At 65.1% G+C, this 22665-nt stretch carries 20 protein-coding genes and 1 pseudogene; 13 read left to right on the top strand and 8 right to left on the bottom strand.

The genetic code is table 11. The features are described from left to right. Window positions 1–169 precede the first annotated feature (169 nt). Complete coding sequence (locus A1351_RS20965; protein ID WP_157096417.1) at window positions 170–886, top strand: hypothetical protein; 717 nt, start codon at window positions 170–172, stop codon at window positions 884–886. 97 nt (window positions 887–983) lie between these two features. Beyond that, entirely contained in the window at window positions 984–2909 is a 1926-nt protein-coding gene (locus A1351_RS20960) for an AAA family ATPase (protein WP_064033817.1), read from the top strand. A gap of 248 nt (window positions 2910–3157) precedes the next feature. Here A1351_RS20960 and A1351_RS20955 read toward each other — a convergent pair whose 3' ends face one another. Further along, entirely contained in the window at window positions 3158–3421 is a 264-nt protein-coding gene (locus A1351_RS20955) for an Imm74 family immunity protein (RefSeq protein ID WP_024878638.1), read from the bottom strand. Window positions 3422–3441: 20 nt separating this feature from the next. After that, window positions 3442–4554 (bottom strand): A/G-specific adenine glycosylase, encoded by a 1113-nt coding sequence (gene mutY / locus A1351_RS20950; protein WP_064033816.1) that lies wholly within the window; start codon window positions 4552–4554, stop codon window positions 3442–3444. 50 nt (window positions 4555–4604) lie between these two features. Here mutY and A1351_RS20945 point away from each other — a divergent pair, with 50 nt between their 5' ends. Beyond that, window positions 4605–5156 (top strand): DUF721 domain-containing protein, encoded by a 552-nt coding sequence (locus A1351_RS20945; protein ID WP_064033815.1) that lies wholly within the window; start codon window positions 4605–4607, stop codon window positions 5154–5156. On the opposite strand, the gene A1351_RS20940 is transcribed toward A1351_RS20945, so the two are convergent. From A1351_RS20940 to A1351_RS20925, 5 genes and pseudogenes are all read right to left on the bottom strand, one after another. After that, complete coding sequence (locus tag A1351_RS20940; RefSeq protein ID WP_064033814.1) at window positions 5157–5474, bottom strand: hypothetical protein; 318 nt, start codon at window positions 5472–5474, stop codon at window positions 5157–5159. A 142-nt stretch (window positions 5475–5616) separates the two neighbouring features. Further along, the gene (locus tag A1351_RS20935) at window positions 5617–6867 is read right to left on the bottom strand and encodes an FAD-binding oxidoreductase (RefSeq protein WP_064033813.1); all 1251 of its coding nucleotides are present in this window, start codon (window positions 6865–6867) and stop codon (window positions 5617–5619) included. A gap of 144 nt (window positions 6868–7011) precedes the next feature. Further along, the gene (locus tag A1351_RS25520) at window positions 7012–7221 is read right to left on the bottom strand and encodes a DUF5615 family PIN-like protein (RefSeq protein WP_245267222.1); all 210 of its coding nucleotides are present in this window, start codon (window positions 7219–7221) and stop codon (window positions 7012–7014) included. Window positions 7222–7276: 55 nt separating this feature from the next. Beyond that, window positions 7277–7354 (bottom strand): annotated as a pseudogene (locus tag A1351_RS26305) (DUF5615 family PIN-like protein); the annotation flags it as partial. Further along, on the bottom strand, window positions 7354–7578 hold the full coding sequence (locus A1351_RS20925) for a DUF433 domain-containing protein (protein WP_064033812.1): 225 nt from the start codon (window positions 7576–7578) through the stop codon (window positions 7354–7356). The pseudogene A1351_RS26305 and the gene A1351_RS20925, both read right to left, overlap by 1 nt. Before the next feature lie 231 nt (window positions 7579–7809). Between A1351_RS20925 and purB the strand changes: the two genes are divergently transcribed. Beyond that, a complete protein-coding gene (gene purB / locus A1351_RS20920) occupies window positions 7810–9117 on the top strand; it encodes an adenylosuccinate lyase (protein ID WP_064033811.1) in 1308 nt (435 codons plus the stop codon). Window positions 9118–9305: 188 nt separating this feature from the next. Here the strand turns inward: purB and A1351_RS20915 are convergent, their stop codons facing one another. Further along, window positions 9306–9605: a DUF6156 family protein gene (locus A1351_RS20915; protein WP_024878631.1), complete on the bottom strand. Its 300-nt coding sequence runs from the start codon at window positions 9603–9605 to the stop codon at window positions 9306–9308. Window positions 9606–10214: 609 nt separating this feature from the next. Here A1351_RS20915 and A1351_RS20910 point away from each other — a divergent pair. From A1351_RS20910 to A1351_RS20870, 9 genes are all read left to right on the top strand, one after another. After that, window positions 10215–10787: an ANTAR domain-containing response regulator gene (locus A1351_RS20910; RefSeq protein WP_064033810.1), complete on the top strand. Its 573-nt coding sequence runs from the start codon at window positions 10215–10217 to the stop codon at window positions 10785–10787. Further along, a complete protein-coding gene (locus tag A1351_RS20905) occupies window positions 10784–11953 on the top strand; it encodes a CmpA/NrtA family ABC transporter substrate-binding protein (protein ID WP_064033809.1) in 1170 nt (389 codons plus the stop codon). Before A1351_RS20910 ends, A1351_RS20905 begins: the two co-directional genes overlap by 4 nt. Window positions 11954–12295: 342 nt before the next feature. After that, entirely contained in the window at window positions 12296–13621 is a 1326-nt protein-coding gene (locus tag A1351_RS20900) for a CmpA/NrtA family ABC transporter substrate-binding protein (protein ID WP_024878628.1), read from the top strand. A gap of 14 nt (window positions 13622–13635) precedes the next feature. Continuing rightward, window positions 13636–14532, top strand: a complete 897-nt coding sequence (ntrB, locus tag A1351_RS20895) for a nitrate ABC transporter permease (protein ID WP_064033829.1) — start codon at window positions 13636–13638, stop codon at window positions 14530–14532. A 13-nt stretch (window positions 14533–14545) separates the two neighbouring features. After that, entirely contained in the window at window positions 14546–15337 is a 792-nt protein-coding gene (locus A1351_RS20890; protein ID WP_064033808.1) for an ABC transporter ATP-binding protein, read from the top strand. Between the two features lie 12 nt (window positions 15338–15349). After that, a complete protein-coding gene (locus A1351_RS20885) occupies window positions 15350–16564 on the top strand; it encodes an NAD(P)/FAD-dependent oxidoreductase (protein ID WP_024878625.1) in 1215 nt (404 codons plus the stop codon). Window positions 16565–16566: 2 nt separating this feature from the next. Beyond that, window positions 16567–18318, top strand: a complete 1752-nt coding sequence (locus tag A1351_RS20880) for a NirA family protein (RefSeq protein WP_064033807.1) — start codon at window positions 16567–16569, stop codon at window positions 18316–18318. Beyond that, on the top strand, window positions 18315–19907 hold the full coding sequence (locus tag A1351_RS20875; RefSeq protein WP_024878623.1) for a sulfite reductase subunit alpha: 1593 nt from the start codon (window positions 18315–18317) through the stop codon (window positions 19905–19907). Before A1351_RS20880 ends, A1351_RS20875 begins: the two co-directional genes overlap by 4 nt. After that, complete coding sequence (locus A1351_RS20870; protein ID WP_064033806.1) at window positions 19907–22591, top strand: nitrate reductase; 2685 nt, start codon at window positions 19907–19909, stop codon at window positions 22589–22591. The genes A1351_RS20875 and A1351_RS20870 overlap by 1 nt, the downstream gene beginning before the upstream one ends. Window positions 22592–22665: the final 74 nt, after the last annotated feature.

The raw sequence follows: 22665 nt of genomic DNA, 5'->3' as shown, positions 1-22665 counted from the left end.
TTTGAATCTCAACATTAAGACACGCCTCCGCCCGACCGAGGCCGCTCCAGACCTCTTCAAATTCAAGCTCGTGTGCTTTGGAAACGATGGCCCGACGGCCATTTTGTGCGATCGATCCGACCTGTCGACGCTCTGCCGCAGGCTACCAACGCGGACGGCGGCGTTCTACATGCTGATCGGCTCGCATGCGACGACGCCCATATTGCGACCGGGCGAAACCTGTGACGTCGAAGGACGCATGCGCACGCATCTCCACGACGCCCAACTTCACTGGTTCGATCGAGCGCTGATCGTCTATGGCCCGGCGATCGACAAGTCACGCGCGCTCGCTCTGCAATATTTCGCGCATGAGCGCTTATTGAAGCTCGGACGCTGCCGGCTGGGTTCCGGCGCCGACGCCGAGTCGCCGGCGCGCTCCGTGCTGACGAAATCCCGCCCCCTCTATGAGCAAATGCGCCTGCTGGTCGGCGCGCTCGGCGAGGATTGGTTCGAGGATCATGACGTCGCAACTCGCGAGGAAGACGATCCGCTGGCGCCCTATGAAGTGCCCGATGACGCCGAACGCGTCACCGTCTTCGAGAAAGGCGCCTACCGAGCGGCGGCCGCCCTCGTCGACGGCGATTGGGTTCTGCTCGCGGGCTCGGAAATCCGCGACAGGACGCAACCGTCGGCGCGACGCTCCGACATCACGACCCGGGTGAAGCTCCTCCGCTCCGGCTTGCTGAAGCCGTCTCCCGATCATCCGGGCGCGATGGTGCTGCTCTGCGACCTGCGCGTGACCTCGCTCGACGCGGCGGGCAAATTCATCGTCGGCAATAGATCGTCGCTTACGCGCTTCTGGCGCGATGTGGGTGAAGAGTCTCCGCGCCGCCTCCCCCTGTTCTGACGCAGCGCGCGGGCGTCCGCCGCTATCGACGCCCGCGCGCCCCCTTCCCTCGCGAGACCCGCGCGCCTGCAAATGGCGCGAACGAAGGAATTTTGCCATGAGCAGGAAGAAGCTCGCCGCCGCGCTCCGATCGACGTCGATCGACGACGACGGTTCCTATGATGCGCAAAGCGATCGTTTCGGAAATCTGTTGGATGGCCGGCCGTCGACTGCGGATGAGCTGGCGAAAGCCTGCCTCGACGCGGCTTTGACGCAGCGGCTGCGAAAACGCATCCGGCGCGGCGACACATTCACACTCATTATAAAGGCGCCGGGCGCCGATTGGATCGCGCCCCTCGCCGAGGCGGCCAGGCGGCTCGTCACGGATGCGGAGATTTTCACCGATGGCGGCGGCTCCAAAACTGCGAAGCGGCCGCACACGGCCGGCGCCGACATCGCCGAGGCGCTGTCCGAGGGGCGATGCGCAATCGGCGTCTCCCAGGAACCGGAGCGATTTCTGCCGGCTACGCTTCTGACCGTCGCCGATGCGCATCTCACCGTCGCGCCGCCGGATGGCGCCGTTCTGCGCCGGGTCTTTCACATCTTGCGCGGCCGCCGGCTGCGTGGGCCAATTCCGCCTGGCGCCGCCGACGGCCTGAGCTTTTCAGAAATCGTCGCCGCATTCCGACCGGATGTCGGCGCCGTGCAATTGCTGGAAAATCTCGCCTCCTTCGCCGCGGCGAAGGCCCGCGCCGGCGCGGCGGAGGATACGCCAAGCTTGGAGGAGCTGCCCGGCTATGATGGACCGGCGCGCGAGTGGGCGCTCAGCCTCGTCGCGGATGTCGCCGCTTGGCGCGCGAAAAAGCTGCCTTGGCGCGCCATCGCCGCTTCCATCGTGCTCAGCGGTCCGCCTGGAACCGGCAAGACGCTGCTCGCGCGGGCCATCGCCAGAACCCTCGATGTCCCCATCGTGTCGACCTCCTGCGGCGCCTGGTTCACGACGCGCGACGGCAATCTCGGCGACGTCATTCAAGCTGCGCAGGCGGACTTCGACGCCGCCCGCGCGCAGCGTCCGACCTTGCTGTTCATCGACGAGCTGGACGGAATTCCCGATCGCCGCAATCTGTCGTCGCGCGGGCGCGACTGGTGGCAGCCGATCGTCAATTTCGTGCTGACGCTCCTCGACGGGGCGACGACGCCGCGCGAGGGGATCATCGTCATCGGGGCGACCAATCATCCCGAATCTCTCGATCGGGCGCTCATCCGGCCCGGACGCTTCGACCGCATCATCCCGCTGGCGGCGCCGGACGCCGCCGCGCTCGGGCGCGTGCTGCGCTATCATCTCGACGCGCAGCTCGCCGACGCCGATCTCGAGGCCGTCGCTCGTCTCGCGCCGGGCTCCACCCCTGCCGACGCCGCCGGCTGGGCCAAGGCGGCGACGAGCCGCGCCCGCGCGGCCGGACGGGCGCTGGAGATCGACGACCTCGTCGCCGTCGTCGCGCCCGAGGACGACCGGTCGCCGGAGGATCTGCGGATCGCCGCGATCCACGAGGCCGGGCATGTCGTCGCGCATCTCGCCGCCGGCCGCGAAGTCACGCAGGTCTCGCTGATCACACGCGGCGAATCCGGCGGACGCACGGTTGCGCATGCGCCGACGATCGCGCCGAGGCGGCGGGATATAGACGATATCGCCCTCGCCATGCTGGCCGGGCGCGCCGCCGAGCAGGAACTGTTCGGCGAGGCGTCCGCCGGCGCCGTCGGCGATCTCGCCCAGGCGACGCGGCTGCTCGCCGAGGCGCGTGCGCGGCAAGGGCTCGGCGACAGCCTCCTCCACCGCGGCGAGCCGATCGAGACGTTGCTGGCGAGCGACCGCGCGCTTCGCGCCGCCGTCGAGCGGGACCTCGTCCGTATTTATGACCGCGCGCTCGACCTCATTCGCGAGCGGCGCGACGCCGTGCTCGTGATCGCCGACCGATTGCAGGAGAGGCGATGTCTCACCGGAGCGGAAGCGGAGACGGCGCTCTTACGCCCGAATGGCCCGTGAGCATGTCGGCGCCTCGAGAGGTCGACACGGACCGATCGGCCGACTGACGGCGTCCACTCTCGAGGCACGGCGCCGGGCTGCGACACCATCGATTCCCGCCCTATTGCCCTGCCCACAAGAGTGGTCCAAAATGCGCTCATCGCCGGATTTTTGGCGCTGCGAATATCTTGGAATTTCAGGGTTTTCCAGAGTGTGGCCGAGGATCCAGGTTCCTCGGCCGCGCCCCACTGGCCCGGCCCTGCAGAACCCTACTCGAAGGTCACGCTCAACCCGTGGCGCTCGAGTTCTTCCTCTATCGCTTCCAGAATCGACTGCAGCTCGACGATGTCGATGGGGATTTCCTGGTCGGGGGCGTCCCAATGGTCGATATCGTCGAGGCGGATGAAGAAATCCGTGTCCTCCTCGGCGTCTGGGGGCGGCGCGCTATTGGCGATGGTCAGCACATGGCCGCTGGAGAGGACGCGAATCGCGCCTTCCGTCATCTCGATCTGGATCGATTTGCGCCGCGCCATGTCGATGCTCCCGCTTCAGCTCACTCTACGATCAAACCGGCCCGTAGCGCCACCTTTCGCATCAAGGTCGGCAGCCCTTCCTCGGTAAGGCGCGCCAATGGCGTCCAGCGGCCGTTCTCGATATGGGGCGGCGGCGCCGGAAGCGTCGCGGCGAATATGGTCAGCCGCAGCGAAAAATGCGTGAACACATGCTCGACCTCCCCCGGCAGCGCGCGCCAGCGCGCCGCGGCGGGCGCATGGGCGTGAGCGCGGGAGGGGTCGAAATCGACGCGAAAGGGCGTCGAGGGAAATTCGCTCATGCCGCCGAGCAGGCCGCGCGGCGGCCGCGTGCGCAGCAGGGCCGCGCCGCCGCAGGTGAGGACGAAAGCCGCGCCGCGCCGCAGCGGCTTCTCGAGCTTTTGCGCCTTGACCGGGAAACGCTCGGTCTCGCCGCGCCGCGCCGCCTCGCAGGCGGAAGCAAAAGGGCAGAGATCGCAGCGCGGCCCGCGCGGCGTGCAGACCGTCGCGCCGAGATCCATCAGCGCCTGGGTGAAATCGCCGGAGCGTGAGGCGGGAAGCAGCGTCTGCGCCGTCTCGCGCAATTCGCGCTTGGCCTCGCGGATCGGCCTGTCGATGGCGAAGAGCCGGGCGACGACGCGCTCGACATTGCCATCGACGGCGACGCAGGGCGCATCGAAGGCGATGGCCGCCACCGCCGCCGCCGTATAGGGGCCGACGCCCGGCAGCGAGAGAAGATCCTCCTCCTCCCGCGGGAAAACCCCACCGCGCTCGAAAGCCACCTGCTGCGCGCAGGCGTGGAGATTGCGCGCGCGGGCGTAATAGCCGAGGCCGGCCCAGGCTTTCATCACCTCCTCCAGCGGCGCGGCGGCGAGCGCCTCGACGCTCGGCCAACGCACGAGAAAAGCGTGGAAATAGGGTTTGACCGCCTCCACCGTCGTTTGCTGCAGCATGATCTCCGACAGCCAGACGGCGTAAGGGTCGGCCCGCTCGCCGGGCGCGGCGCGCCAGGGCAGATCGCGGCGACGACGGTCGTACCAGGAGAGCAAATCGGACAGCAGCGCACGCGGATCGGGCCGCGGCGGCGATTTTGCGGACGACCTTGCGGCCGACGACTTGGCGGGGGCTCTCGGCATGGGCTAACCTGTCCATAACGAGATCGGAGCCGATCGCGCAAGGAGAGAGCATGACCGACGCGGCGACCGGGCGCTCGAAATCACGGCGATCCCGCCTCATCGGCGAATTCCTCGACAAGACGCTCGATCCTCTGGCCGCGCGCCAGGGCTTCAGCGAAAGCTCGCTGCTGCTGCGCTGGGAGGCGATCGTCGGCGCACGCGTCGCCGCCATATGCGAGCCAGTGAAGCTGCAATGGCCGCCGCGGGCCAAAAGGCGCCCGGCCGACGAGAACCAAGCTGGCGCCAAAAACCGCCCCGCCGAAAAGAAAGACGAGCCGGCGACTCTGGCGCTGCGCGTCGAGCCGGGCTTCGGCCTCGACATTCAGCATATGAGCGCCGCCATCATCGAGCGCGTGAACACGCATCTCGGCTGGCGCTGCGTCGCCAAGATCACGATGAAGCAGGAGCCGCTCTCGCCCCGCCGCGTCCGGCCGACGAAGCCGCCCGTCGACCTCGCCGCGCGCCGACAGGCGGAAGCAGTGACCGAAGGCGTCGCCGACGAGAGGCTGCGGGCCGCGCTGGTGACGCTGGGCGAGCGCGCGCTCGCCAAGCCGGCCCGCTGATTATTGGATGATCCAATAAGCATCCGGGTCGCCGCGCATATGCACCTTCACCAGCCGGCTGAAGGGCGGGACCACCTCGACGATGATATCGCCGCCGAGCACGCGGCAATCCTTGCTCTTCAAGCCACGGCGGATGATCTCCCGCGCCGCCTCCAAATCATATTGCTCGGCGAGCTCGATGACGCGCTGCATATCCGCGCGCTCCTTGCAGCCGGCATAGCCCGGAAAGCCTTCATAGATGACGGCGACCTCGATGGCCGCCGCGGGCGCGAGCAGAAAAGGCGCGAGCGCCGCGCCGAGAATGAAAGAGAGCTTCATATTCGTCTCCGCTGAAAAGAAAGGCTCGCCGGCAGGGGACGCGCACGCTTTTAAAAAAGACGATTGGAAATCGATCATCGACGCCAGGGCGAATCACTGCGCGCCATGGTCGCTCATTCGGCGGCAAAATTCCGCTGTGGATTTATCGAAATCGCTCGACCGCGTAGGGCGCCGGATCGGTGAAGGGCGTCTCCCCGGTCATCATCTCGGCGAGCAGCCGACCGCTCACCGGGCCGAGCGTGAAGCCATGATGCTGATGGCCGAAATCGAACCAGAGGCCCTGATGGCGGGGCGCCTTGCCGATGATCGGCAGCATGTCCGGGAAGCAGGGGCGGCAGCCCATCCAGGGCTTGGGATCCAGCCGCTCGCCGAGCGGGAACAGCGTGCGCGCGAGAAGCTCGTCCTTATCCACCTGCACGGGCGTCGGCGGCGCGTCGCGGCGGGCGAATTCGGCGCCAGTAGTGAGGCGCACGCCGCGCGTCATCGGCGCCAGCACATAGCCATTGTCGGCGTCGAGAACCGGATGGAAGAGCCGCGCGCCCTCCTTGGTTCCGTAATGCATGTGATAGCCGCGCTTGACCGCGAAGGGCAGATCATAGCCCAGCGGACGGAAAATCTGGTCCGACCAGGGGCCGAGCGCGACGACGATGTCGCGGACGATCAGCGCGCCATCGTGGGTGGGCGCGCTCCAATGTCCGTCGCGCGTCTGCTCGAGCGCGCGCACATCGCCTGCGAGGAAACGCCCGCCGCGGCGCTGGAACAGCGCGGCATAGGCCTGCGCGACCGCGCAAGGATCGGCGACCGAGGCGGTGTCGCGAAAATGCACGGCGCCGACGACGGGCGCTATGTCGGGCTCCAGCGCCGATAGGCCGGCCGCGTCCAGCTCCTCGACGCGCAGCGAGAAATCGCGCAGCCGCGCGGCGTCGACGAGCCCTTTGGCGAGGCTCTTCTCGCTGCGATAGAGCTTGATCCATCCGGTGCGGCGCACGATGTCGCCGGCGCCCGAAAGCTGGATCAGCGCGTCATGTTCCTCGAGACAGCGCTCGACCAGCGGCAGCGCGTCCAGAGCGTGGCGCTTGGCGCGCTCCGGCGAGCTTTCGCGGAAATAGCGCCACAGCCAGGGCGCGACGCTCGGCAGGGCCGAGAAATGATAATGCGCCTGCGGCGAGAGATTGAGCGCATAGCGCAACAGATCGCCGAAGTCCCGCGGGAAGAGATAAGGGAAGATGGAGGCGCGCTCGATGAGCCCGGCGTTGCCGAAGCTGGTCTCGAGCCCGGCCGCGCCATGCCGGTCGACGAGAACGACGTCTCGCCCCCGCGCCTGCAGATGCAGGGCGGCCGAAACTCCGACCATTCCCGCGCCCAGCACGGCGACATCGGCGGTCTGCTGCATAAGGTCCTCCGGGCGAACATATTCTAAAAGCGGAATATGGCGGCGCGGGCGGGCGAACGCCAGCGCAGGCGTTGGCTCATCCGCTGCAATATTTCGGCCAGAAAGGGTGTCTCGTATTCCGGCGGCGCGACCGGCGAAGGCCGCTCAAATGACCTCGATGAGGCTTTCGCCTCGCTCCAGCGCCGCCAAAATCTCGGGAAGCATCGTCTCGAACCAGGCCAGAAGCTCGCGCTTCCGCGTATTCGGAACGCGCACCCAGACGATTGGCGGACCGCCCCCCTCGAGCGCTTTCCGCTGCGCAAAATCCTCGTCTTTGGAGATAACGACGGCGGAGATAACGGCCCACTGCCGCACGGGCATAGCTCCAGATCGAACTGTCGCTGGCGTCGCCGAGACCGACGTCCCCGACGTGCTCGGCGTCATGTCCCGCCGCGGAGAGCCAGCGCGCGAGCGCTGGCGGCAGTTGCGCATCGACGAGAAAGCGCATCAGGCGACGCGCAAGATCGGATGATCGCTCTGGCGCGCGGCGAATTCGAGGACCGCGGCGATATCCGACGCCTCGAGCAGCGGATAATCCTCGAGAATCTCCTCATTCGAGGCCCCCGCCGCGAGAAGGTCGAGAACGTCTTTGACGCGAATGCGCAGCGAGCGGATACAAGGGCGTCCGCCGCATTGCTGCGGGTCGACAGTGATGTGCTCGAGCTGGCTCATTTCGACCTCCGGTTCCCTTTCAATATATCGCGAGGTTCGCTCGGGGTCACCCAGGCCTTCGTCTGGAACGCCAGCCTCCGCATCGCGCCTTGCTGTCTTTAGGACCTATTCACCACGAACACAGGAAGCGGAGCCGGGCCGCCCCCTTCACTCTGCTCACGGAAGGGCCTAAACGATCCTCTTCCCGCAGACCCGGCTGCGCCGAGACTTTTCCAAAGGACGCCCGAGCCCATGATCCCCCGCTATTCCCGCCCCGAGATGACGAAGATTTGGGAGCCGCAGACGCGCTTTCGCATCTGGTTCGAGATCGAGGCCTATGCCTGCGACGCGCTCGCCGAAATCGGCGTCATCCCCAAGGAGAGCGCCAAGGCGATCTGGGACAAGGCGGATTTCGTCACTTTCGACGTCGCCCGCATCGACGAGATCGAGCGCGTGACCAAGCATGACGTCATCGCCTTTTTGACCCATCTCGGCGAGTTCATCGGCCCGGATTCGCGCTTCGTGCATCAGGGCATGACCAGCTCCGACGTGCTCGACACCTGCCTCGCCGTGCAATTGGCGCGCGCCGCCGATCTCTTGATCGCCGATGTCGATGGATTGCTCGCCGCGATAAAGCGCCGCGCGCTGGAGCATAAATATACGCCGACGATCGGCCGCTCGCATGGCATTCACGCCGAGCCGACAACCTTCGGCCTGAAGCTCGCGCAGGCTTACGCCGAATTCACCCGCGCCCGCGAGCGGCTCGTCGCTGCGCGCAAGGAGGTCGCGACCTGCGCCATCTCCGGCGCCGTCGGCACTTTCGCCAATGTCGATCCGCGCGTCGAGGAGCATGTCGCCAAGCAGCTCGGCCTCGCGGTGGAGCCCGTCTCCACGCAGGTCATTCCGCGCGACCGTCACGCCGCCTTTTTCGCGACGCTCGGCGTCGTGGCGTCATCGGTGGAGCGGCTGGCGATCGAGATCCGCCATTTGCAGCGCACCGAGGTGCTGGAGGCCGAGGAATATTTCTCGGCCGGGCAGAAGGGCTCCTCCGCCATGCCGCATAAGCGCAACCCCGTGCTCACCGAAAATCTCACCGGCCTCGCACGGCTGGTGCGCGGCATGGTGACGCCGGCGCTGGAGAATGTCGCGCTATGGCATGAGCGCGACATTTCGCATTCTTCCGTCGAGCGCAATATCGGCCCCGATGCGACAGTGACGCTCGACTTCGCGCTCTCACGCCTGACCAGCGTCGTCGATCAGCTCATGATCTATCCCGAAAATATGCAGAAGAATCTCGACCGCCTCGGCGGGCTCGTGCATTCGCAGCGCGTGCTGCTGGCGCTGACGCAAAAGGGCGTCTCACGCGAGGACGCCTATTCGCTGGTGCAGCGCAACGCCATGCCGGTGTGGCGCGGCGAAGGCGAGTTCCGCAAGCTGCTCGGCGCCGACGCCGAGGTGAGCGCGAAGCTCTCGCCCGCGGAGCTCGATGAATTGTTCGATCTCGCCTATCACTTCAAGCATGTCGACACGATCTTCGATCGCGTCTTCGGCAAGGCGTGACGCTGCTCGCGGACGCTCGCTCCGCATAACCCGACAATCACCTCGCGTCATCGCGAGCGGAGCGAAGCGATCCAGAGCCATGGGGGCGGCTCCTGGATTGCTTCGTCGCTACGCTCCTCGCAATGACGGCGAACCGATCGTCCGGAAAAGCCTTCCGGCTCGCGCGCTCCGCCCGACCTACGCCGCCCTCACGCCACCGTCTGCTTGCCATTCTCGTCGAACAGCACCTCGGTCTCGTCCTCGCCCATCAGAATGAGCGCGCGGGCGAGACCGCCCTCCGCGCGATATTCGTAAGCGTGGCGCAGCTCCACCTCGCCATAGACCATCTTCTCGCACAGAAGCAGACGCTCGGCCTCGTCATAGCGGGCGCGAAAGAATGTGTTGCGATTGTTGAGGTCGTTCGGATCGAGCGGCGACGTCAATTTGAGCGGAAGGCTCACGCCGCTATAGGTAAGGAAATAGTAATAACCGTCACTGTCCGCTTGCATGCGTTCTCTCCCGTCGGACCGGCATTGGCGCTCCCGCCGGCCTCGTCGGAGCGATTGCGTAGCGCGCCCGGCGAAAAAAGAAAACCGCCTCGCTGCGACCAATTCTGCGCTTGACGAAATTCAGAATCGAGATCACCATTTCATCATCGCGTCACAGGGGGCCGCGGGAAACGGCGACGAGCCGCAAACCGAGGCGAACCGATCGAGCGGGACCTCGAGGGATGAGAACGCGATGGGCGGGCCGGCGTGGCAACGCACGCAGGCCTCGAGTCGAGCGATACATGCGAGAGGAGCATGACGCCACCGGGTCACACCGTTTGACCTCAGCCGAGGTCGATGGCGCGGCGAAGAAATCGAGCGCAGGTTTCCTCGGGCGCCGACATTCGTGACATCCCGACGGGCGGCGAAACGCGAAGGCCAAGCGCGACGCCTCCCAATCTTCCGAATCTGGAGCTTTCCGGAGATTTCGCATTCTGCGAAACAAGCGGCCCCGCCAGCCTCAGCGCTGCGGGGCCATCTCATGTCTTCCCCCGCCCGCCGAAATCATTTGTAATTCGTCCGCATTTTCGCTAGCGCCAGCCTGCGGCGCAGCGTCGCGGAGGCGTCGATTTGAAAATCGTCATCGTCGATGAGAGTCCGGTGCGGGCTGCGATCCTCGAGGATGGATTGCGCGAGGCCGGCTTCACCAATGTCGAGCGCATCGCCGAGATGCGCAGCCTGCTCGCGCGCATCTATGCGATCGACCCGGATGTCATCCTCATCGATCTCGAAAATCCGAGCCGCGACATATTGGAGCAGATGTTCCAAGTGAGCCGCGCCGTGCGCCGGCCCGTGGCCATGTTCGTCGATCAGAGCGACGCCGCTTCCATTCAGGCTTCCGTCGACGCCGGCGTCTCCGCCTATATCGTCGACGGGCTGAAGAAAGAGCGCATCAAATCCATTCTCGATCTCTGCGTGTCGCGCTTCAACGCCTTCTCGCATCTGCAGGACGAATTGGCGCGCGCCAAATCGGAGATAGAGGAGCGCAAAACCATAGACCGCGCCAAAGGCCTGCTGATGAAGGCGAAGAAGCTCAGCGAAGAGGACGCCTATCGGCTGATGCGCAGCACGGCCATGCGCGAGAAGAAGAAGATTTTCGAGATCGCCCAGGCGATCATCACCGCCTCGGAGCTGTTCAAATGACCGCGGAGCGCGAACATTTACGCATCGGCTTCATTCCGCTCGCGGACGCCGCCTCGCTCTTCGTCGCCGTGGACAAGGGTTTTACCGCGCAGGAAGGGCTCGATGTCGAGCTCGTGCAGGAAGTCTCCTGGTCCAATGTGCGCGACAAGCTCAATATCGGCATGTTCGACGCCGCGCATCTTCTGGCGCCAATCGCCGTCGCTTCCAGCCTCGGCGTCGGCCATGTGAAGACGCCGATCGTCGCGCCCTATAATCTCGCCATGAATGGCAACGCCATCACCGTCTCTCCCACGCTGCATGAGGCGATGCGGGCGCGGCTCGACGGCGATGCGCTCGATCCGCTGGCCACGGCGCGCGCGCTCGCGCGCGTCGTCGCCGATCGCAAGGCCGCGCAGGCGGAGCCGCTGACCTTCGGCATGACCTTTCCCTTCTCCGGTCATAATTATCAATTGCGCTATTGGATGGCGGCCGGAGGCGTCGATCCGGACGAGGATGTGCGCCTCGTGGTGCTGCCGCCGCCCTATATGGTCGGCAGCCTGGCGCAGGGCCATGTCGACGGCTTTTGCGTCGGCGCGCCGTGGAATTCGGTCGCCGTCGATCTCGGCGTCGGACATATTCTGCATTTTTCGGTCGAGCTGTTCTCGCGCTGCGCGGAAAAATCGCTCGCCATGCGCGAGCATTTCGCGCTGGAGCACCCCAATGTCGTCGCCGCTTTGCTGCGCGCCCTGCATCGCGCCGCGCGCTTCGTCGCCGAGGCCGATCCGCATGAGATCGCCGCTCTGCTCGCGCGGCCGGACCGCGTCGGCGTCGATGCGCAAGTGATATTGCGGACGCTGCAGGGCCGTCTCAAAGTGACGCCGGACGGCGCGACGCGCGAGAATGCGCGCTATCTCCTGCTCGGCCAGGAGGGCGCCGAGCGGCCCGACCCGACACAGGCCGCATGGCTCTATGCGCAAATGGCCCGCTGGGGACAGGCGCCTGTTTCACCCGCGCATCTCGACGCGGCGAAAAACGTATTTCGCGCCGATCTCTTCGACGCCGCGCTGCCCTCCGCCACTGCGCCGCCGCCGCCAACCGGCGATGCGATCGGCGCCTTCTCGGGGCCTGTCTTCGACGATCGCGACATCGGCGCCTATCTGTCGGCCTTCCCGATCCGCCGCGCATAGCCTGTTTTTTGTCGATATGGCGCCCGCACATTGTGCAAGGCGCCGGCTGGCGCATCGCCCCGCGCCGACGCGGCTTTCTTATAGCTCATTGATTCTCATCGGCTAGCGACACTTTCGCTGTTTGGCGCGCCGCTTGCACATAGGGTCATGACGATGCGCCCCGCGCATCACTCTCAGTCCAACGACGGACGAACCAGCAACGCCGCTGTCCCGAGGAGATCGCGCCACATGCGCGCTCCTTCCGGGAAGCGGCTTTTTTGCGTTTCGCGCCGTCGACAGGAAGACGGCGCCGACTCGCCCTAACCGATGCGCTTTCGAAGCGCAAAGAGGACGACGGTGACCATGACAGACGAAGCAAGCGAAGCGAAGACACTGTCGCCGATGGCGTTCGATCGTCGCGCGCTGCTGCGCGGCGCGGCCGGCGCCGCCGCGAGTTTCGCCGCGATACGCGCGGCTTTTCCCGGCGGCGCCTTCGCGCAAGGCGCGGGACCCGAAACGACGAAAGCGATCCTCGGCTATATCGCGCTGGTCGACGCCGCGCCGCTGATCATCGCGAAGGAAAAAGGCCTTTTCGCCAAGCATGGAATGCCCGACGTCGAAGTGACGAAGCAAGCGTCCTGGGGCGCGACGCGCGACAATCTCGTGCTCGGCGGCGCCGCCAATGGCATAGACGGCGCGCATATTCTGACGCCCATGCCCTATCTCATCTCGACCGGCAGAGTGACGCAGAACAATATGCCGACGCCGATGTACATACTCGCGCGCCTCAATCTCGACGCACAGGGCATTTCCGTCGCCAATGAATATAAGGATCTGAAGATCACGACCAACGCCTCCGCGCTGCGCGAGGCCTTCGCCAAGAAGAAAGCCGAAGGCAAGGAGGTGAAGGTCGCCATGACCTTCCCCGGCGGCACGCATGATTTGTGGCTGCGCTATTGGCTCGCCGCCGCCGGCATCGATCCCGACAAGGATGTCTCGACCATCGTCGTGCCGCCCCCGCAAATGGTGGCGAATATGAAGGTCGGCAATATGGACGCCTTTTGCGTCGGCGAGCCATGGAACGAGCAGCTCGCCAATCAAGGCATCGGCTACACCGCCTGCGCGACCGGCGAGATCTGGGCGAAACATCCGGAAAAAGCGCTCGGCCTGCGCGCCGATTGGGTCGACAAAAATCCACGCGCCGCCCGCGCGCTCACCGCCGCTGTGCTGGAAGCGCAGCAATGGTGCGACAAAATGGAAAACAAAGCCGAGCTCGCCGAGATCGTCGGCAAGCGCCAATGGTTCAACGTGCCCGTCGCCGACATCGTCGGCCGCTTGAAAGGCGATCTCAATTACGGCAATGGCCGCATCGAGAAGAACACGACGCAGTTCATGAAATTCTGGCGCGACGCCGCCTCCTATCCGTTCAAGAGTCACGACGCCTGGTTCGTCACCGAGGATATTCGCTGGGGCAAGCTGGAGCCGACCACCAATATCAAAGCGCTCGTCGACAAGGTGAATCGCGAAGACATTTGGCGCGAGGCGGCGAAGTCGATCAATGTCCCGGCGAAGGAGATTCCCGCATCGACGTCGCGCGGCAAGGAGACCTTCTTCGATGGCAAGGTCTTCGATCCGGAAAATCCGCAAACCTATCTGAAGAGCCTATCCATCAAGCGCGCGCAGGTTTGACCGAAGAGACCGAAATGACGATGCAAATCACCAAGAATGATCTCGTCGATGCGACGACCGGCGACGATCGTTCGATCGACGAGCTCTATGCGCGTCGGCGCATTCCGCTCATCGAAAGACATGGCGCGCGCATTCGCGCCTTATTCGGGGCGATGCTGCCGCCGATCATCGTGCTCGCGATCCTGCTCGGCCTGTGGCAGCTCATCTGCATCAAGCCGAGTTCGTCCTTGCCCTCGCCCGCGCGCATTTGGAGCGAGGCGAATGATCTCATCCTGCATCCCTTCTTCATCGCGGGGCCGCAGGATATCGGCCTCGGCTGGCGCGTGCTCACATCTTTGCAGCGCGTCGCGATCGGCTTCGGACTCGCCAGCGTCGCCGGCGTGCTGCTCGGTGTGATCGTCGGACAATCGCGTTGGGCGATGCGCGGCCTCGATCCGCTGTTCCAGATTCTGCGCACCGTGCCGCCGCTCGCCTGGCTGCCGATCTCGCTCGCCGCCTTTCGCGACAGCTATCCATCCGCGATCTTCGTGATCTTCATCACCTCCATTTGGCCGATCATCATCAACACCGCCGTCGGCGTGCGCAATATTCCGCAGGATTATCGCAATATCGCCGCCGTGCTGCGGCTCAATCAATTCGAGTTCTTCTGGAAGATCATGATTCCGTCCGCGGCGCCCTACATCTTCACCGGCCTGCGCATCGGCGTCGGCCTCTCCTGGCTCGCCATTGTCGCCGCGGAAATGCTGACAGGCGGCGTCGGCATCGGCTTCTTCATCTGGGACGCCTGGAACTCCTCGCGCCTGCCCGACATATTCGTGGCGCTCGCCTATATCGGCGTCACCGGCTTCGTGCTCGACCGCATCGTCGCCGCCATCGGCTCCATCGCCACGCGCGGCGCGCAGGCCTCCTAAGAAAGGCGCTTCCATGAGCTATCTTCGCATCGATCATGTCGACAAGATTTTCGTGAGCGGCGCCCGCACGACGAAAGTGCTCGAAGCCGTCGATCTCGCCGTCGAGAAGGGACAATTCGTCACCATCATCGGCCATTCCGGCTGCGGCAAATCCACTCTGCTCAATATCGTCGCCGGCCTCGTGAACGCCAGCGCCGGCGGCGTCGTGCTGGAAAATCATCAGGTCGACACGCCCGGGCCGGATCGCGCCGTCGTGTTCCAGAATCATTCGCTGCTGCCCTGGCTCTCCGTCTATGACAATGTGCGTCTCGGCGTCGACAAGGTCTTCGCGGGAAAGAAGAGCCGCGCCGAACGTCATGATTGGACGATGCGCAATCTCGAGCTCGTCCAGATGACGCACGCCAAGGACAAGCGTCCGAGCGAGATTTCCGGCGGCATGAAGCAGCGCGTCGGCATCGCCCGCGCGCTCGCCATGGAGCCCAAGGTGCTTCTGCTCGACGAGCCTTTCGGCGCGCTCGATGCGCTCACCCGCGCGCATCTGCAAGATCGTGTGATGGAGCTGCATCGCACGCTCGGCAATACGGTGATGATGATCACCCATGATGTCGACGAAGCCGTGCTGCTCTCCGACCGCATCGTGATGATGACCAATGGTCCTTGCGCCACGATCGGCGAGACGCTGGATGTCGCTCTGCCGCGCCCGCGCGATCGCGTCGCTCTTTCCGCCGATCCTCTCTATCTCGAATGCCGACGCCGCGTGCTGCAATTCCTCTATGAGCGTCATCACTATGTCGAAGCGGCGTGAGGCGGACGGAAAATGAGCGAGCCTCTCGTCATCATCGGCAATGGCATGGCCGCTGCGCGCCTCGTCGACGAATTGTCGAAGCGCGCGCTCGGCCGCTACGCCATCGCCGTCATCGGCGAGGAGCCTCGCCTCGCCTATAATCGCGTGCTGCTCTCCTCGGTGCTCGCCGGCGAGGCCGAGATGGCCGAGATAGAGCTGAGGCCCGCGAGCTGGTGGCGCGACCGCGGCGTCACTCTTCTCTACGGCGCCAGGGCGCGCGCCATAGACCTCGCGACGAAGCGCGTGTCGCTGGAAAATGGCGAGAGCATCGGCTTTTCCAAGCTCGTGCTCGCGACCGGCTCGCGCGCGCTGCGTCTGCCGCTGCCCGGCGCGCAGCTGCAAGGCGTTCATGTGTTTCGTGACGGCGCCGACGTCGACGCGCTGAAGCGCCTCGCGGCGCAGCGCAAGAAAATCATCGTCATCGGCGGCGGCCTGCTCGGTCTCGAAGCCGCCTATGGCCTCGCCAAAAGCGGCGCCGAGGTCACACTCGCGCATGTCACCGATCGGCTGATGGAGCGGCAGCTGGACAAGGACGCAGCCGAGCTGCTGAAGCTGCTCATCGAGAGCAAGAGAATAGAAGTTCTGCTGGAAGCGCGCACGACAGGCATCATCGGCGAGGAGCGCGTCAGCGCGATAGAGCTCGCCGATGGTCGCCGACTCGCGGCCGACGGCGTCGTCTTCGCCGCCGGAATTGCGCCCAATATGGAGCTGGCGCGCGACGCCGGCGTGAGCGCGCAAAGAGGAATCGTCGTCGACGATCATATGGAAACGAATATCGACGATATTTACGCGCTCGGCGAATGCGCGCAGCACAGAGGCGTCTGTTATGGCCTCGTCGAGCCCGCCTATGAGCAGGCGCGCGTCCTGGCCGCGAGGCTCTGCGGCGAAAGCGACATTTACGAGGGAAGCATCGTCTCCACCAATCTGAAGGTCTCCGGCGTCAATGTCTTTTCCGCCGGCGACTTCATGGGAAGCGATGGCGCGGAGACGATCTCCTGGCGCGACTTTGGGCTCGGCCTCTACAAAAAGCTGGTCATCGAGGACGACCGTCTCACCGGCGCCGTGCTCGTCGGAGACACCAGCGCCGCGCTCTGGTGCCTCGAGCTCATTCGCTCGCGCGTCGATGTGACGCAATGGCGCGATGCGCTGATCTTCGGTCGCGCGCTCTGCGAAAGAAAGGCGGCATGACCATGGCCGGCGATTTCACAGCAGAACAAAAGCGCTATCTCGAAGGCTTCGCCTCCGGCTTCCAGGCCTCGCGCGCGCAACGCGCCTTGCCGACCAAGGAAAAGCCGACCGGCCCCGACGCCTCGCATTTCGCGGCGCAGGATCGCGCCGTCGCGAGTGGCGACGCGCTCAATGAGCAAGAGAAAATCAAGCGCGAGGAGCATCCTTTCGACGCCTATGCGCGACTCGTCGCGCAGGCCAAGCGCAATGAACCGCCGAAACCCGCCGATAATTTTCGCTGGCGCTATTATGGGCTATTCTATGTCGCGCCGACGCAATCTTCCTATATGTGCCGCCTGCGTATCCCCAATGGCGTGCTCACCCATTGGCAATTCGCCGGCCTCGCCGATCTCGCCGACAGCCATGGCGGCGGCTATCTGCATGTGACGACGCGCGCCAATCTACAAATTCGCGAGATAGAGCCCAAGAGCGCCGTCGCCATGATCGAAGGCGTGCAGAGCCTCGGCCTGTGGACGCGCGGCTCCGGCGCAGACAATATTCGCAACATCACCGGAACGCCGACCGCTGGAATCGATCCGCAGGAGCTCATCGACACGCGCCCCTTCGCGCGCGCGCTGCATTTTCACATTCTCAATGACCGCTCGCTCTTCGGCCTGCCGCGCAAATTCAACATCGCTTTCGATGGCGGCGGCCGCATCGCCGTGCTCGAGGAGACGAATGACGTCGCTTTTCAGGCGGTCGAGATTCGCGATGAGCATGGAATCGCGCCGGGCGTCTATTTCCGTCTCGCGCTCGGCGGAATTACCGGCCATAAGGATCTCGCGCGCGACACGGGCGTGATCGTTGCGCCGGACGAAGCCATCGAGATCGCCGACGCCATATTGTGCGTCTTCATCGAGACAGGCGACCGCACCAATCGCGCGCGGGCGCGATTGAAATATGTGCTCGATCAATTGGGCTTCGATCGATTCCTGACGCTCGTCGAGGATAAGCTCGGCCGTCCCCTGCTGCGCGCGCCGCAAGACGCGATCGCGCCGCGGCCCGGCTTCGACAGGCTCGCGCATATCGGCGTGCATGCGCAGAGTGACGCGCAGAAAAGCTGGATCGGCGTCGCATTGAAGCTCGGCCGTCTGTCGAGCGACGAGACGCGCGGTCTCGCGACGATCGCGCGCGAGCTCGGAGATGGCGACATCAGGCTCACGGTCTGGCAAAATCTGCTCATCTCAGGAATTGCCGACGCGCGGATCGACGAGGCGCTCGCGCGGATCGAGGCGCTCGGCCTTTCGACGAAGGCCTCGCCGCTCCGCGCCGGCCTCGTCGCCTGCACGGGCAATGCCGGCTGCCGCTTCGCCGCCTCCGACACCAAAAGGCACGCGGACGAGATCGCCACGCATTGCGAGGAGAGAATAGAGATCGACACGCCGATCAACATACATTTGACCGGCTGCCGTCACTCCTGCGCGCAACATTATATCGGCGACATCGGCCTCGTCGGTGCGCGCGTCCCTATCAATGAGGAAGGCGATACGGTCGAAGGCTATAATATGGTCGTCGGCGGCGGCTTCGGCGCGGAGGGCGCGATCGGCCGCGAGCTGCTCGAAAATGTCGCAGCGGCAGATGCGCCGCGCAAGATCGAGAGCCTGTTGCGCGCCTATCTCGCGCATCGCGCGAAGGGCGAAGAGAGCTTCGCCGCCTTCACGCGACGCCATGACATTGAGGCTTTACGGCGCTTGATCGCGGAGGCGGAGCAATGACCAAGATCACGCAGCCGCAACGTCTCGATCTCATTCCGCCTTCGGCTCCATTCTCTGAAGAGCAGCGCGCCTGGCTCAACGGCTTTTTTGCCGGGCTGATGTCGATGGACGACGCCGGCGTCGTCGCTTTGTCGCCGGCGGAAAATGCCGCCATCGCCGGCAATGCGGATGACGGCGCCGCGCCTTGGCATGATCCGACATTGCAATTGCAGGAGCGCATGACGCTCGCGCAAGATCGTCCGCTGCGACGGCGGATGATGGCTGCAATGGCGCAGCAGGACTGCGGCCAATGTGGCTATGATTGCCAAAATTATGCGGAAGCGCTGTTCGCCCGCAAGGAGGAGCGGCTCAATCTCTGCGCGCCCGGCGGCAAGGACACCGCGCGCATGTTGAAGACGCTCGCGCAAGAGCGTGACGCTGCACCATCCACCGAGATAGAGCCGGCGGCGCCGCCCAGCTCGCATTCCACATCGGCGCGGGGTCGCTCACGCGACAATCCGGTCGAGGCGATATTTCTGTCGCGTCGAAGGCTGAACAAGCCAGCCTCGGAAAAGGAAAGCTGGCATATCGAGCTCGATCTTTCGAAGAGCGGGATCGATTACAATGTCGGCGATTCGCTCGGCGTCTTTGCGCAGAATGATCTCGGCCTCGTCGATCAGATTATCGCCATGATCGGCGCCTCGCCGCTCGCGCCAGTGAAGGGCAAGAGCCTGCGCGAAGCGCTGCGCGACGATTGCGCGCTTTCGCCTGCGCCCGATCGGCTCTTCGAGCTGATCTCCTTCCTCACCGGGGGCGAGACGCGCGCAAAAGCGCGCGCGCTGGCGCAGGGAGAAGATAGAGACAATGACGCCGCCGATCTCGACGTGCTGGCGGCGCTGATGAAATTTCCGGGCGTGCGGCCGCATGCGGAAGCTTTCGTCGAGGCGCTCGAGCCTCTGCAGCCGCGGCTTTATTCCATATCCTCCTCGCCTAAGGCGACGACGGGGCGCGTGTCGCTCACTGTCGACGCGTTGCGCTACAAGATCGGCAAGCGCTTGCGCAAAGGCGTCGCCTCCACTTTTCTCGCGGAGCGCATCGAGAAAGACGCACCGTTGAAAGTCTATGTGCAGGCGGCGCATGGCTTCTCGCTTCCGGATGATCCGAATGCGCTGGTCATCATGATCGGCCCCGGCACGGGCGTGGCGCCGTTTCGCGCTTTTCTGCAAGAGCGGGAGGCGATCGGCGCGCGCGGGCGCAATTGGCTGTTCTTCGGTCATCAGCGCAGCGATTGCGATTTCTTCTACGCGGATGAATTGAATGCGATGAAATCATCCGGCCTGCTCACGCGCCTCTCGCTCGCCTGGTCGCGCGACGGCTCCGAGAAATTCTATGTGCAGGACCGCATGCGCGAAGTCGGACGCGATCTCTTCGCCTGGCTCGCCGAAGGCGCGCATATCTATGTCTGCGGGGACGCCAAGCGCATGGCCAAGGATGTCGAGCGCGCGCTCGTCGATATCGTCGCGCAATATGGCGCGCGCGCCACGGACGAGGCGGTCGCCTTCGTCGCCGAATTGAAGAAGAGCGGCCGCTACCGACAGGATGTCTATTGATGCAGCGGGTCGATCCACGCAGCGCCTCTGTCGCGACCATTTGTCCTTATTGCGGCGTCGGCTGCGGCGTGCTGGCGACGCCGGATGGATGCGGCGGCGCGGCTGTCGCCGGCGATCCCGATCATCCGGCCAATCACGGACGGCTGTGCTCCAAAGGCTCCGCCCTGCATGAAACGCTGTCGCTCGACGGACGTCTGCTGCATCCTATGCTGCGCGCCGGCGAAACGCTGCGACGCGCGACATGGGACGAGGCCCTCGATAATGTCGCGCAGGGCTTTGCGCGCATCATCGATACGCATGGGCCGCAGGCGGTCGCATTCTATCTCTCCGGCCAATTGCTGACGGAGGATTATTACGCGGCGAACAAGCTGATCAAAGGCTTCATCGGCTCGCCCAATGTCGACACCAATTCGCGGCTGTGCATGGCCTCGACAGTGGCGGGACATAAGCGCGCTCTGGGCGCCGATGTCGTGCCGGGATGCTATGAGGATCTCGACTGCGCCGATCTCATCGTGCTCGTCGGCTCCAATGCGGCCTGGTGTCATCCGATTCTGTTTCAGCGCATGTTGCGCAACAAGCAGGAGCGCGGCGCGAAGATCGTCGTCATCGATCCGCGCCGCACGGCGACGGCGGAAGAGGCCGATCTCTTTCTGCCCATCGCGCCCGGCGGCGATGTCGCGCTCTTCTGCGGCCTTCTCGTGCATCTCGTCGCCAATGGCGCGACCTGCGACGATTACATCACGCGTCATACCGAGGGCTTCACGCAAGCGCTCGCCGCCGCACGCGAGATCGCGCCGACCATAGCCGCGACCGCCGCCGTGGCCGGCTTGCGCGAGGTCGATGTCGCGGCTTTCTTCGAGCTCTTCGCCGCGACCGCGAAGACCGTCACGGCCTTTTCGCAGGGCGTCAATCAATCCGCGCAAGGGACCGACAAGGTCGACGCGATCATTCATTGTCATCTCGCGACGGGACGCATTGGCGCGCCGGGCGCCGCGCCCTTCTCGCTTACCGGCCAGCCCAACGCCATGGGCGGACGCGAGGTCGGCGGCCTCGCCAATCAGCTCGCCGCGCATATGGGTTTTTCGGGCGCCGAGGTCGATCGCGTGCGGCGCTTCTGGAATGCGCCGCGCATTGCGACGCATGAGGGCTTCAAGGCCGTGCAAATGTTCGAGGCCATAGCGCGCGGCGAGATAAAGGCGCTGTGGGTGATGGGAACCAATCCCGCCGTCTCGCTGCCGCAAGCCGATGATGCGCGCGCGGCGCTGGCGAAGCTCGATCTCTTCGTCGTCTCGGACAATGTTCTGTCGAACGACACGATAAACGCCGGCGCGCATGTGCTGCTGCCGGCGCAAGCCTGGGGCGAAAAGTCCGGCACGGTCACGAATTCGGAACGGCGCATCTCGCGCCAGCGCGCCTTTCTGCCGTCGCCCGGCGAGGCGCAGCCGGATTGGCGGATCGTCAGCGACGTCGCTGCGCGCATGGGCTTCGGCGACGCCTTCCATTTTCAATCCGCAGCGGATGTGTTTCGCGAGCATGCGGCGCTCTCCGCTTTCGAGAATGACGGCGCGCGCAGCTTCGACATAGGCGGGCTGGCGACGCTCTCGGATGAGGCCTATGACGCGTTGCATCCGACGCTATGGCCGATCCGCGCCGGCCAGACGAAAGGGCGCGAACGCTTTTTCGGCGAGGGCGGATATTTCACCACCAATGGCAAGGCGCGCTTCATCGCGCCGGAGCCGCCGTCGTTGAAGGCCGCGACAACAGCGGCCTTTCCCTTCCGCCTCAACACGGGGCGCATTCGCGACCAATGGCACACGATGACGCGCACCGGCAAAAGCCCGCGTCTCGCGCGGCATTCGCCTTGTCCCTTCGTCGAGATTCATCCGGCCGACGCTGCGCCGCTCGGCCTCATCGATGGCGACTTTGCGCGCGTTTCGACCCGCCATGGCGAATGCATTCTCGCTGTCGCCATCACCGATCGTCAGAAGCGCGGGCAATTATTCGCGCCGATTCATTGGAGCGATGAAACGGCGTCTTTCGCGCGTGTGGGCGCGCTCGTCGCCGCGATCACCGATCCGCATTCGGGACAGCCGGAAGCTAAGGCGACGCCAGCGCGCATAGATGCCGTCGGATTCAAATCGCGCGGCTTCCTGCTCTCGCGCGCGCCGCTGTGGCCGCCGATCGCTGCGCTCGGCGCCAAGGTCGCCATAGCGGGCGGCCATGCTCTGCTCTTCGCCTCGGATTCGGCGCTGCCTTTGTGGCTCGACTATGCGGCGTCGCTCGGCGATGGCGGCGATACCGCCGAATATCAGGATGCGGCGCGCGGAATTTATCGCGCCGCGCGCTTTCGCGAGCAGCGCGTCGATTTCTGCCTCTTCGTCGGAAGAGAGGATGCGCAAAGCGCCTTCGACACGGCGGCGGCGCTGTTCGAGAAGGAGCAGCTCAGCACAGAGCAGCGCAAGGCGCTTCTGTCGGGGCGCTCGCCCGATGGCGCGGCGGAGGATGGTCCGATCGTCTGCGCCTGCTTCGGCGTCGGCACCGCGGCGATCGACGCGGCAATCGCGAATGGGGCGCGAAGCGTCGCCGCGATCGGCGAGACGCTGCGCGCCGGCACGAATTGCGGCTCCTGCATTCCAGAGCTGAAGCGCGCCATCGCCGCGGCGCGCGCCTGTTGCGAGGAGTGACGCCCCATCATTGCGAGGAGCGTAGCGACGACGCAATCCAGAGCAGAGGCCGCTCCACGGCTCTGGATTGCTTC

The sequence above is a fragment of the Methylosinus sp. R-45379 genome, assembly GCF_001644125.1.
GTDB lineage: Bacteria > Pseudomonadota > Alphaproteobacteria > Rhizobiales > Beijerinckiaceae > Methylosinus.
This window is presented reverse-complemented; position numbering and strand designations above follow the sequence as displayed.

Bases quoted from the DNA above. Each gene is read 5' to 3' on its own strand.
- A1351_RS20965 (WP_157096417.1), top strand. From the start codon at position 170: ATGCTGATCGGCTCGCATGCGACGACGCCCATATTGCGACCGGGCGAA.
- A1351_RS20960 (WP_064033817.1), top strand. From the start codon at position 984: ATGAGCAGGAAGAAGCTCGCCGCCGCGCTCCGATCGACGTCGATCGAC.
- A1351_RS20955 (WP_024878638.1), bottom strand. From the start codon at position 3,421: ATGGCGCGGCGCAAATCGATCCAGATCGAGATGACGGAAGGCGCGATT.
- mutY (WP_064033816.1), bottom strand. From the start codon at position 4,554: ATGCCGAGAGCCCCCGCCAAGTCGTCGGCCGCAAGGTCGTCCGCAAAA.
- A1351_RS20945 (WP_064033815.1), top strand. From the start codon at position 4,605: ATGACCGACGCGGCGACCGGGCGCTCGAAATCACGGCGATCCCGCCTC.
- A1351_RS20940 (WP_064033814.1), bottom strand. From the start codon at position 5,474: ATGAAGCTCTCTTTCATTCTCGGCGCGGCGCTCGCGCCTTTTCTGCTC.
- A1351_RS20935 (WP_064033813.1), bottom strand. From the start codon at position 6,867: ATGCAGCAGACCGCCGATGTCGCCGTGCTGGGCGCGGGAATGGTCGGA.
- A1351_RS20925 (WP_064033812.1), bottom strand. From the start codon at position 7,578: ATGAGCCAGCTCGAGCACATCACTGTCGACCCGCAGCAATGCGGCGGA.
- purB (WP_064033811.1), top strand. From the start codon at position 7,810: ATGATCCCCCGCTATTCCCGCCCCGAGATGACGAAGATTTGGGAGCCG.
- A1351_RS20915 (WP_024878631.1), bottom strand. From the start codon at position 9,605: ATGCAAGCGGACAGTGACGGTTATTACTATTTCCTTACCTATAGCGGC.
- A1351_RS20905 (WP_064033809.1), top strand. From the start codon at position 10,784: ATGACCGCGGAGCGCGAACATTTACGCATCGGCTTCATTCCGCTCGCG.
- A1351_RS20900 (WP_024878628.1), top strand. From the start codon at position 12,296: ATGACAGACGAAGCAAGCGAAGCGAAGACACTGTCGCCGATGGCGTTC.
- ntrB (WP_064033829.1), top strand. From the start codon at position 13,636: ATGACGATGCAAATCACCAAGAATGATCTCGTCGATGCGACGACCGGC.
- A1351_RS20890 (WP_064033808.1), top strand. From the start codon at position 14,546: ATGAGCTATCTTCGCATCGATCATGTCGACAAGATTTTCGTGAGCGGC.
- A1351_RS20885 (WP_024878625.1), top strand. From the start codon at position 15,350: ATGAGCGAGCCTCTCGTCATCATCGGCAATGGCATGGCCGCTGCGCGC.
- A1351_RS20880 (WP_064033807.1), top strand. From the start codon at position 16,567: ATGGCCGGCGATTTCACAGCAGAACAAAAGCGCTATCTCGAAGGCTTC.
- A1351_RS20875 (WP_024878623.1), top strand. From the start codon at position 18,315: ATGACCAAGATCACGCAGCCGCAACGTCTCGATCTCATTCCGCCTTCG.
- A1351_RS20870 (WP_064033806.1), top strand. From the start codon at position 19,907: ATGCAGCGGGTCGATCCACGCAGCGCCTCTGTCGCGACCATTTGTCCT.